The 10,913-nt window shown below is 29.2% G+C and carries 8 protein-coding genes; all 8 read right to left on the bottom strand.

Annotation, left to right across the window (positions count from 1 at the left end; genetic code table 11):
- Positions 1 to 456: 456 nt before the first annotated feature.
- A complete protein-coding gene (chbG, locus tag ACRC28_RS05910) occupies positions 457 to 1,197 on the bottom strand; it encodes a chitin disaccharide deacetylase (protein WP_438542524.1) in 741 nt (246 codons plus the stop codon).
- Positions 1,198 to 1,309: 112 nt separating this feature from the next.
- Positions 1,310 to 3,850, bottom strand: a complete 2,541-nt coding sequence (gene gyrA, locus ACRC28_RS05905; protein WP_438542523.1) for a DNA gyrase subunit A — start codon at positions 3,848 to 3,850, stop codon at positions 1,310 to 1,312.
- 23 nt (positions 3,851 to 3,873) lie between these two features.
- Complete coding sequence (gene gyrB, locus ACRC28_RS05900) at positions 3,874 to 5,784, bottom strand: DNA topoisomerase (ATP-hydrolyzing) subunit B (protein WP_438542522.1); 1,911 nt, start codon at positions 5,782 to 5,784, stop codon at positions 3,874 to 3,876.
- Positions 5,785 to 5,826: 42 nt separating this feature from the next.
- Positions 5,827 to 6,087 carry an extracellular matrix regulator RemB gene (gene remB / locus ACRC28_RS05895; RefSeq protein WP_438542521.1) on the bottom strand — a complete coding sequence of 87 codons (261 nt, stop codon included), beginning with the start codon at positions 6,085 to 6,087 and terminating at the stop codon, positions 5,827 to 5,829.
- A 14-nt stretch (positions 6,088 to 6,101) separates the two neighbouring features.
- Entirely contained in the window at positions 6,102 to 7,187 is a 1,086-nt protein-coding gene (gene recF / locus ACRC28_RS05890; RefSeq protein WP_438542520.1) for a DNA replication/repair protein RecF, read from the bottom strand.
- Positions 7,188 to 7,241: 54 nt separating this feature from the next.
- Positions 7,242 to 7,448: a S4 domain-containing protein YaaA gene (gene yaaA / locus ACRC28_RS05885; RefSeq protein ID WP_438542519.1), complete on the bottom strand. Its 207-nt coding sequence runs from the start codon at positions 7,446 to 7,448 to the stop codon at positions 7,242 to 7,244.
- 75 nt (positions 7,449 to 7,523) lie between these two features.
- Positions 7,524 to 8,624, bottom strand: a complete 1,101-nt coding sequence (dnaN, locus tag ACRC28_RS05880) for a DNA polymerase III subunit beta (protein WP_438542518.1) — start codon at positions 8,622 to 8,624, stop codon at positions 7,524 to 7,526.
- Positions 8,625 to 8,965: 341 nt separating this feature from the next.
- Entirely contained in the window at positions 8,966 to 10,327 is a 1,362-nt protein-coding gene (gene dnaA / locus ACRC28_RS05875; protein ID WP_438542517.1) for a chromosomal replication initiator protein DnaA, read from the bottom strand.
- Between the last annotated feature and the right edge of the window lie 586 nt (positions 10,328 to 10,913).

Here is a 10,913-nt window from a genome sequence, read left to right as displayed (position 1 = left end):
GCGTTCGTCCTGAGCCAGGATCAAACTCTCAATAAAAAGTTTAATCTTAAATTGCTCATAAAACTTACTAATAAAAGAATTGCTGGTTTAAGTTTGTTTATATATTAATCTGTTCAATTTTCAAAGACCATTTTGTTTTCATCGCCTCAAGCGACTTCTTTATCTTACCACCTTAGCAATTTCTTGTCAACATCTTTTTTGAAAAACTTTTTCGTTTTTTTCGAAGTTATTTTTCTAAGTTGTTGTTTGCCTCAGCGACGAGATTTATCTTACCATGTATATAATATTTATTATTTACTATTTAATTTTATTTTTTAAATTTATTCTCTATTTACTCTATTTTTTAGCTTTTTTCTTTTTTTTTCTTATAATGATACACCCGGTAAAGATTATTGCTATTTTTCTTTCTATTTTAAAAAAAGTAGCTACTTTTCATAAAAATAGCTACTCTTTTATCTATATTTTTTTTATTTTTCTGAAATTTATTATCTCAATTTCATTGTTTTCTATCCAATTTCTTATTTCTTCTGATGTTATTATCTCCAATTCGTTCTCTCTACCTTTGTTATAAGAACTAATTCTTATTAATTCATCATCTACTATTGCAGGATGACACATTATTTCTACAATGTTTTCACCTAATATATTTTCTCTATCTTCAAGGAAATACTCTTTTTCACATCCTGATCCTATAAATGTTTGTGCTAACTTTACATACTCATATTTTTTATCTGTATGCTTTTGCTCTCTCATTGGAATCTCATATTCATTTGCAAGTCTCAATGCAACATCTAAATATTTAGGAATTAAATGTATATGGTGATGACTATCTAAATGTGTTGGCTTTTCTCCTACCATCTCTATAAACTTCTCAATTTGTGCTTTCCATTCGTTATATAAATCTTCTACTTCAAATTCTACTGTGTAATCATATAACAAATCTTTATTATAAAAATTGTTGTTTTCATCTAGTAGAGATGTTTTCTTTTCTATAATAGGTCTTCCTGCTGTAACTGTTAAATGAACCCCCACTCCTAGTCCTGGATTTTGTTTTGCTAATTCAACTGCATGCTTTGCATACCCCATATTAACCATTAAGGTTGTTGACTTCACTATTCCTTTTTTGAATCCTTTTATTATTCCTAAGTTAACACCTTCTGTTAATCCAAAGTCATCTGCATTAAATATTATTTTCATATTGAATCCCCCCATAGTTTTTATATTAAAGGCCACAAGATTAATCTTGTGGCCTATTTATCTAATATGCATAATCTTCTTTATCTAAAAATAAAGAAAATATATATTTTAATTATGCTTCATCCTCTTCTGTTGCTCTTTCCACTAACTTTTCTAGTGATGTATCAACAGATTCATTGTTTATTGTTTCTTCAGCATCTATTTCTAATTGCTCATCTGATTCTATTTCTTCATCACTACCACTAATTTTAGTTATTGCAACTACTTGTTCTTCTCCAAGTGTTCTCATTAACTTAACTCCCATAGTAGCTCTTCCTGTTACAGATACATCAGAAACATTTATTCTTATAGCAACACCATTTGAATTAATCATCATTAATTCATCTTCACTATTACATACTGTTGCTCCTACAATTTTTCCAGTTTTATCTGAAATTTTGTATGTTATAAGACCTTTTCCACCTCTGTTTTGAACCTTATATTCAGAAACAGCAGTTCTTTTTCCATATCCATTTTCACTAACAACTAATAATTCTTCTTCATCTGTTGCTATGTCCATACATACAGCTTTATCATCACCTTTTAATGTGATAGCTTTTACACCTGAAGCTGCTCTTCCCATTGATCTTACATCTTTTTCATTGAATTTAACTGCCATACCATTTTGAGTAACTAATATTATATTAGCATCTCCTCTAGTCATTTTAACCTTTAGAAGCTCATCTCCATCTCTTAAGTTAAGTGCAATTAATCCATTCTTTCTAAGGTTTTTGAACTCTTCTAGTCTAGTTTTCTTAACTATACCATTTTTAGTTCCCATAAATAGATATCCATCTTCATAAACATCATTTACAGTTAAAACAGTTTGGATTTGTTCATCAGATTCTATTGAAATTAAGTTTACGATATTTGTTCCTTTTGCAGTTCTTCCTGCATCTGGAATTTGATATCCTCTTAACTTGTATACTCTTCCTCTGTTAGTGAAGAATAATATATCTGAGTGTGTTGAAGTAACCATAACATGTTCAACAAAATCATCTTCTTTTGTTGACATTGCTTGGATTCCTTTTCCACCTCTTTTTTGTGCTGAGTAAGCATCTGATGAAATTCTTTTGATATATCCTGAACTAGTTAATGTTATAACTATTTCTTGTTCTTGAATAAGATCTTCAACATCAATTTCATCTGCATTTGCTTCAATTGCTGTTCTTCTCTCATCGTTATATCTTTCTTTAATCTCGATTAATTCATCTTTAATTACTGAAAGTAGTTTTTCTTCACTTTCAAGTATTGATTTTAAGTATGTTATCTCTTTCATTAGCTCACTATACTCATCTTCAATTTTATCTCTTTCAAGACCAGTAAGTCTTCTTAATCTCATATCTAAGATTGCTTGACTTTGCTTATCTGAAAGACCAAATTTCTCCATTAAAGTGTTTTTAGCAATATCAGAAGTTTTAGAATTTCTGATAATAGAGATAACTTCATCTATATTATCTAATGCTATTCTTAATCCCTCTAAAATATGCGCTCTAGCTTCTGCTTTTTCTAATTCAAAAACAGTTCTTCTAGTTACAACTTCTTTTTGGAATGTGATGTAATGTTGTAAAACCTGCTTTAAATTTAATACTTGTGGCTCATTGTTAACTAATGCTAACATAGTAACCCCAAAAGTATCTTGCATTTTTGTATGCTTATATAAAAGATTTAAAACAACATTTGGATTTGCATCTCTTTTTAATTCAATTACAATTCTCATACCATCTCTGTCTGATTCATCTCTAAGATCTGAAATTCCTGCGATTTTCTTATCTTTAACTAAATCAGCTATACCTTCAATAAGCTTTGCTTTATTTACTTGGTATGGTAATTCTGTAACTATGATTTTATGTCTATTATTTTCTTCTTCTATTTCAGCTAATGCTCTAACTCTTATTTTTCCTCTTCCTGTTTCATAAGCAGATCTTATTCCTGATTGCCCCATTATAATACCTGCTGTTGGGAAGTCTGGTCCTTTTATTACTGTCATTAAATCCATAACTTCTAGTTCTGGATTATCTATAAGCATTATAGTTCCATCAATAACCTCACCTAAGTTATGAGGAGGAATGTTTGTTGCCATTCCAACAGCTATTCCTGATGAACCATTTACTAAAAGGTTTGGAAATCTTGATGGTAATACTGATGGTTCTTTTTCCTCACCATCAAAGTTTGGAATAAAATCAACAGTGTTCTTACCAATATCTCTAATCATTTGAGCTGCAATCTTATTCATCTTAGCTTCTGTATATCTCATTGCCGCTGCATTATCTCCATCAACAGATCCAAAGTTTCCGTGTCCGTTAACTAGCATATATCTCATTGAGAAATCTTGTGCCATTCTTACTAATGCATCATAAACAGATGTATCACCATGTGGGTGGTACTTACCTAGTACTTCCCCTACTATTCTGGCACATTTTCTATATCCTTTTTCAGGTGCTAATCCTAATTCATGCATTGAAAATAAAATTCTTCTATGAACTGGTTTAAGTCCATCTCTAACATCTGGAAGTGCACGACCTACGATTACACTCATTGCATAATCTATATAGCACTTCTTCATTTCGTTTTTTATATCTACGGGTATTACTTTTCCCTCATTCAAACTCATGTGCTTCACCTCATAATTTGATACTAAATATCTAAGTTGCTTACTTTACTAGCATTTTCTTGAATAAATTCTCTTCTTGGTTCAACTTTTTCTCCCATAAGAATAGTGAATATTTCGTCAGCTGCCATTGCATCTTCAATAGTTGCCTTTAAAAGAATTCTTTGCTCTGGGTCCATTGTTGTATCCCATAATTGAGTAGCATTCATCTCTCCTAACCCTTTGTATCTTTGAATGTTAGTTGAGTTATCTTTTCCACCCATCTCTTGTAGAACTCTTTCTAATTCTTCATCTGTGTAAGCATATTTATCTTTTTTACTCTTACTTACTTTGTATAATGGTGGTTGTGCTATATAAACATGGCCCCCATCAACTAATTCTCTCATGTATCTATAGAAGAATGTTAATAATAAAGTTCTTATATGAGCTCCATCAACATCGGCATCTGTCATGATTATTATTCTATTATATCTTATCTTAGATAAATCAAAGTCTTTTCCAATTCCAGCTCCAAATGCTGTAACCATAGATCTTATAGTATCTGAGTTTAATATTTTATCTAATCTTTGCTTTTCAACGTTCATGATTTTACCTCTTAGTGGTAAAATAGCTTGGAATTTTCTATCTCTTCCTTGCTTCGCTGATCCTCCCGCTGAATCTCCCTCTACTATGTAGATTTCACATTCTGCTGGATCTTTTGATGAACAATCTGCAAGCTTTCCTGGTAATGATGATCTCTCTAGAACCGATTTTCTTGTTAATTCTCTTGCTTTTCTAGCTGCATCTCTTGCTCTAGCTGCCATTAATGCTTTATCAATTATAGCTTTTGCGATGTTTGGATTTTCTTCTAGGAAAATTCCAACACCTTCTCCAACTACTGAATCAACAATTCCTCTAACTTCACTATTTCCAAGCTTTGTTTTTGTTTGCCCTTCAAATTGTGGTTCACCTATTTTTACTGATATAACCGCAGTCAATCCTTCTCTGATATCATCTCCTGAAAGATTTTTATCATTTTCTTTTAAGTGACCAAACTTTTTAGCATAATCATTGAATACTCTAGTTAATGCAGTTTTAAAACCAATAAGGTGAGTTCCTCCCTCAATAGTATCTATGTTGTTTGCAAATGAAAATAAGTTTTCGTTATATCCATCATGATACTGAAGTGCTACCTCAACCATTATTCCTTCTTTATCACCTTCAACATATATAGGTTCTTCGTGAAGTGGTTGCTTATTTCTATTTAAATATTCAACGAATGATTTTATTCCACCTTCGTAGAAGTATACTTCTGATTTTCCATTTCTCTTATCAGTTAAACTAATATTAATTCCTTTGTTTAAGAAAGCTAACTCTCTTAATCTTTGTGATAATATTTCAAAGTCATATACTAATTCATCGAATATATCTGCATCTGGTTTAAAGTAAACTGTTGTACCTGTAATTTCTGTAGTTCCTACTTCTTCTAAATCAGATACTACGTTTCCACGCTCATATGATTGCTTCCACATAACACCTTCTCTTTTTACAGTTACCTCACATCTTTCTGATAATGCATTTACAACTGATGCACCAACCCCGTGTAGTCCTCCAGATACTTTGTATCCGCCACCACCAAATTTTCCACCTGCGTGAAGTACTGTCATAATTACTTCCACAGTTGGTCTTTGCATCTTAGGGTGCATTCCTACTGGCATTCCTCTTCCGTCATCTTCAACTAATATTGAATTGTCTTCGTTTATAGAAACTTTTATATTTTTACAATATCCAGCTAAAGCCTCATCTATACTATTATCAACAATCTCATAAACCAAGTGATGTAGCCCTCTAGAACTTGTGCTACCTATGTACATACCCGGTCTTTTTCTAACAGCTTCTAAGCCTTCAAGAACCTGTATTTGACTTTCGTCATAACTTTGCTTATTTTCTTCTAACATAGATTCCTCCTATATTTTATAATTTCACTTATCCCATTGAAATTAAAGATTATAATCTAATCCTGTTCTCTTTGATAAAGTTGATGATGATATTGGAGATAGATATATCTTACTCATCTTATCAACTTCTGCAATTACAAAGGATTTTGGGTTATCGTTTGTAATTCTTTCAACAAATCCATCTTCTTCGGCCAATCTTAAAAATTGAATCGTATCAGAACTGTACTTTGTTGCTTGTAAATCGAATATTCCTATAACATCTTTTATTGGAACTACAACATTCTCTCCTAAATGTAAAAACATAAAGACCCTCCTTACTAATTTAAAATTATTCCATCTTTAACCTTAAATAACTTTGAATCATTATCTAAATATTCATCTAAATCTTCTATTCCTGTACAAGTTATTATTGTTTGAATCTCTCCAATAGAACTTAGAACATATCTTTTTCTATTAAAATCAAGTTCTGATAAAACATCATCTAATAAAAGAACTGGATACTCTCCTGTAATTTCTCTTATTATTTTCAAAGATGCAAATTTCATAGTTAGTACAGCTGTCCTCTGTTGTCCTTGCGAACCATAACTTTTTGTATCAACGTTATTTATAAATACAGAAAAATCGTCTCTATGAGGGCCATAACACGTTATCCCCTTTTCAAGATCCCTTCTTCTGTTTTTTTCTAAAACTGAGTAAAACTCACTTTGTATGTTTTCATAATTTTTTATAGATGATACATATTTAAATTCAATTTCTTCTTTACCTGACGTTATATCCTTATGTATATCTAAAGAATATCTATTTAACTCTTCTAAATATTTAAGCCTTCTCTCAATGATGTATGCTCCAAATGTTGAAAGTTGAATATCATAAACTTCTAACATATCTAAATCTATTTTTCTATTTTTTAATAGAATATTTCTCTCATTCATCACTTTATTATATTGAACCAGACTATAGTAATATTTAGAATCAAGTTGGCATAATTCCATATCAATAAATTTTCTTCTTATTCCTGGAGAATCTTTTATTATTTTTAAGTCTTCTGGTGAAAACATAACAACATTAAAAGTTCCAAAAAGTTCTCCTATCTTATTTATTTTTACAGAATTAACTTTTACAACTTTCTTTCCGTCTTTTAAAATATTTATCTCTATTTTTTTATCTAATCTTTTTCTTCCTACAGAGACACTTATAAATGCAACTTCACTATTCCAGTTAATAAGTTCTCTATCTTTAGAAGTTCTATGCGACTTTGCAAATGCACAGTAGTAGATAGCTTCAAGTACATTTGTCTTTCCTTGAGCATTATCACCCATAAACACATTTACATTTTTGCCTAAATTTATTTCTAAATTATCATAATTTCTATAATTTATTAATTTTAGCTTTTCTACATACATTTATAAACACCCATATTTAATTATAACATACTAGATGATTAAAAGCTTTTTTACTTATATAACTTTAAAAGCTTCTCCTTCAAACTCTACAATGTCACCCACTCTTATTTTTTTCCCTCTTTGAGTGCAAACTTCACCATTTACTTTAACTAACTCTTCTAAAACGAAAATTTTTGCTTCTGCTCCTGAAGAGGCAACTGCTGCCCACTTTAAAAAAGCATCTAATTTTATAAATTCAGTACTTATTTTAATTTCTTGCATATTTATTCATCGCATAACAGTATAACAATACATTTTCAACTTTGTATATTTATACATATTTTATGCATCCTCCTTTTATCTTACTACTCTTACTGGTAATACTAAGTATCTATAATTATCGGCCATTTTACCTTTTATTATACAAGGGGTAACACTTGATGTCATTTCTAATATTATTTCTTCATCGTCCAATGACTTTAATACGTCTAATAAATATCTTGAGTTAAATGCAATTTGTATTTTTTCTCCTTGCAAATTAACCGATACTTCTTCTCTTACTTTTCCCAATTGAGAATTAGAACTTAGAATTATAGTGTCTTCTTCCATGTCTAATTTTATTAAATTGTTGTTTCCGTCTTTCGCCATTAATGAGGCTCTTTCAATTCCATTTTGTAATTCTTGTTTTTTAACTTCGATAGTTATTTTATGATCTTGTGGTAATAAAGATTTATAGTTTACAAATTTTCCTTCAAGTAATCTTGAAATAATTTTTGTTTTATCTAAGTTAAATAGAATGTGATTATTTGTGAATGTAATTTTTACTTCTGAATCAACATCTTCTAAGATTTTTGAAACTTCGTTTAAAGTTTTTCCTGGAATTACAACTTCTTCTTCAATATCAGCATCTAAATATTCTTGTCTTAAAGCTAATCTATATCCATCTAATGCTATTAAATTTAAACTTTTATTTTTAATTTCAAATAAAACACCTTGAAGTATTGGTCTTGTTTCATCTTGAGCAATAGCAAAAGTTGTTGCTTTTATCATATTTTTTAAGATGTTTTGAGGAACATCAATTTTTTTATTTTCGTTTATTTGTGGTAACTCTGGGAATTCTTCAGCATTCATGTAACCTAAGTTAAATACTGATTTTTCACAAGTTATTTGGATTGTGTCATTTTCTAAAGTTTCAAATTTTATTTCTGAGTTTGGTAATTTTCTTATTATTTCACCAAATATTTTAGCATCTATAACTACACTTCCTGGAGTTAAAATATCTGCATCTACTTTTGTTTCAATACTAACATCAATATCTGAACCAATTAAAGTAATTGTTGAACCAACTGCATTAATGTAAATACCTTCTAATATTGGCATTGTTGTTTTTCCTGTAATTGCTTTTTGAACAATAGAGATACCTTCTAATAATTTTTGTTTTTCACATATAAAGATCATAAAAAATCCTCCTTCTTTTATTCACAGGTATTTTTGTTTTTTTATTGTAGGTATATATAATTTTTTAGTAATAATAGTAGTAGGGGCTGTGGATTTGTTGAAAAGTACTTCTAGCCCTTGAAAACACTGAAAATAAAATAAAAAAATATTGTGGATAAGTAAGTAACTATTTGTATGACTTATCCACAGTTATAAACAGGGTATTTTTTTATTTATGTTATCCACAAGTAATTCAGTCTATATTATCTACAGCTGTTGATAAATGAAATTTAATCTAGATGAAATTGATTCATCTAGATAATTTACTCTAATTTATCTACATCTACTAACTATTAGATAAACTAACCTTGAGTTATTTTTTTATTTAATTCTTCCACAGTGTGTTGAAGACTTTCATCTTTAGTTAAGTTATCTGAAATTTTTTCATAAGCGTGGATAACTGTTGTATGATCTCTACCACCGAACTCTTCACCAATTTTAGGTAGTGACATATCTGTAAGTTTTCTGCTTAGATACATTGCTATTTGTCTAGGGTAAGAAACATTTCTTGTTCTTCTTTGAGATTTTAAATCTTCTATTCTTAAATTGAAGTAACTTGCAACAATATCTTGAATTATTTCTATAGTTACGTGTTTACCTTGCTTTTTAGAAATAATATCTTTCAATGCTTCTGATGCTAAATCAACAGTAATAGCTCTATTAGTTAAAGAAGAATATGCAATTATTCTAGTAAGAGCACCTTCAAGTTCTCTTATATTAGATTTTATTTTAGTTGCAATATATACCATAACTTCATTTGCAACTATTAAGTTATCTACATCAGCTTTTTTCTTCAATATTGCCATTCTTGTTTCAAAATCAGGTACTTGAATATCGGCAATTAGACCCCATTCAAATCTAGAACGTAATCTATCTTCTAATGTAGGAATTTCTTTTGGTGGTCTATCAGATGATAAGATAATTTGTTTATTTGCTTCATGTAAAGCATTGAAAGTATGGAAGAATTCTTCCTGAGTTCTTTCTTTACCAGCAATAAATTGAATATCATCTATAAGAAGAACATCAATATTTCTATATTTATTTCTAAATTCCTCATTTTTATCATCTCTAATTGCATTAATTAATTCATTAGTAAATTTTTCAGATGATACATAAACAACTTTTGCTTTTGAGTTGTTTTGTAAAATATAATGACCAATTGCATGCATTAAGTGAGTTTTTCCAAGTCCAACTCCTCCGTAAATAAATAGAGGATTGTATGCTTTGGCCGGAGCTTCAGCAACTGCTAATGATGCAGCATGAGCAAATCTATTACTATTACCTATTACAAAAGAGTCAAAGGTATACTTTGGATTAAGATTGTTCATTTCATCATTTGGATTTAGATTTTCTTCTGATTTTTCTCGTTTCTTCTTAGCTGTAGGAGTTTCTTTCTCTTCTACAGTTCCTATTTCTGATGCAACTAAAAATTCAATATTATAAAGCTTAGAACAACAAGCCTTTATAGAATTAATAATTAAATCTCTATATCTTTTTTCTAAAATGTCTTGAGTAAAAGTATTAGGAACACTAATTCTAATTGTATTGTTATCGATAGAAAGAGGTTCACAACTCTTTATCCACGTATTAAAACTTACTTCACTCATTTCACCTTTTATAATATTTAATGTTTTTTCCCATAATTGATTTAAATCAGAATCCATTTCCTATCCTCCAATCGGATTTTTTTTAATAAATTTTTTTTTGATTTTGTGTTTTAAAAAACTTTTCACTTGTTATAAACAGAGTTATTAACAATAAGAATGTTAAGTAAAATTATGTATATTATTTTATCCACATGTTAATAATTATGTTGATATAAAAACCATTTTAAAGTTATCCACAGATTAATGAAAAAAAATATAAACATAGATAAATAGATGGTTTTATGGAGAATATCAACGAGAACATATAGATTTTTTATAAATATCAAGAGAAAAGCAACAAGTTATCAACAACTTTATCAACAGCTGTGGATAACTTTCAACTTATAACAAATTATCAACAATATATTTATTATAATAACATAAGTAAATAGAGGGTTTCAATAAGTTATCCACAAAAAGTATGCTTAATAAAGATATTTATCAACAATTATCCTTATTCTTGACATATTAGAAACGGATATATATAATGGTAAGGTAAAAAGAAAAGTATATTTATTTTTCTGTAATAAAAAATTTCGAAGGGGGTGTAGTGCAAATGTTCATGACATACCAACCTAAAAAAAGACAAAGAAAAAAAGAACAT

The sequence above is a fragment of the Clostridium sp. genome (assembly GCF_051650885.1).
In the GTDB taxonomy this organism is placed as follows: Bacteria; Bacillota; Clostridia; order Clostridiales; family Clostridiaceae; genus Clostridium.
Note: the sequence above shows the minus strand (reverse complement) of the source record. Positions and strands in the feature narration are given on the sequence as shown.

Coding starts and splice junctions, on each gene's coding strand:
- chbG (WP_438542524.1), bottom strand. CDS start 1,197: ATGAAAATAATATTTAATGCAGATGACTTTGGATTAACAGAAGGTGTT.
- gyrA (WP_438542523.1), bottom strand. CDS start 3,850: ATGAGTTTGAATGAGGGAAAAGTAATACCCGTAGATATAAAAAACGAA.
- gyrB (WP_438542522.1), bottom strand. CDS start 5,784: ATGTTAGAAGAAAATAAGCAAAGTTATGACGAAAGTCAAATACAGGTT.
- remB (WP_438542521.1), bottom strand. CDS start 6,087: ATGTTTTTACATTTAGGAGAGAATGTTGTAGTTCCAATAAAAGATGTT.
- recF (WP_438542520.1), bottom strand. CDS start 7,187: ATGTATGTAGAAAAGCTAAAATTAATAAATTATAGAAATTATGATAAT.
- yaaA (WP_438542519.1), bottom strand. CDS start 7,448: ATGCAAGAAATTAAAATAAGTACTGAATTTATAAAATTAGATGCTTTT.
- dnaN (WP_438542518.1), bottom strand. CDS start 8,624: ATGATCTTTATATGTGAAAAACAAAAATTATTAGAAGGTATCTCTATT.
- dnaA (WP_438542517.1), bottom strand. CDS start 10,327: ATGGATTCTGATTTAAATCAATTATGGGAAAAAACATTAAATATTATA.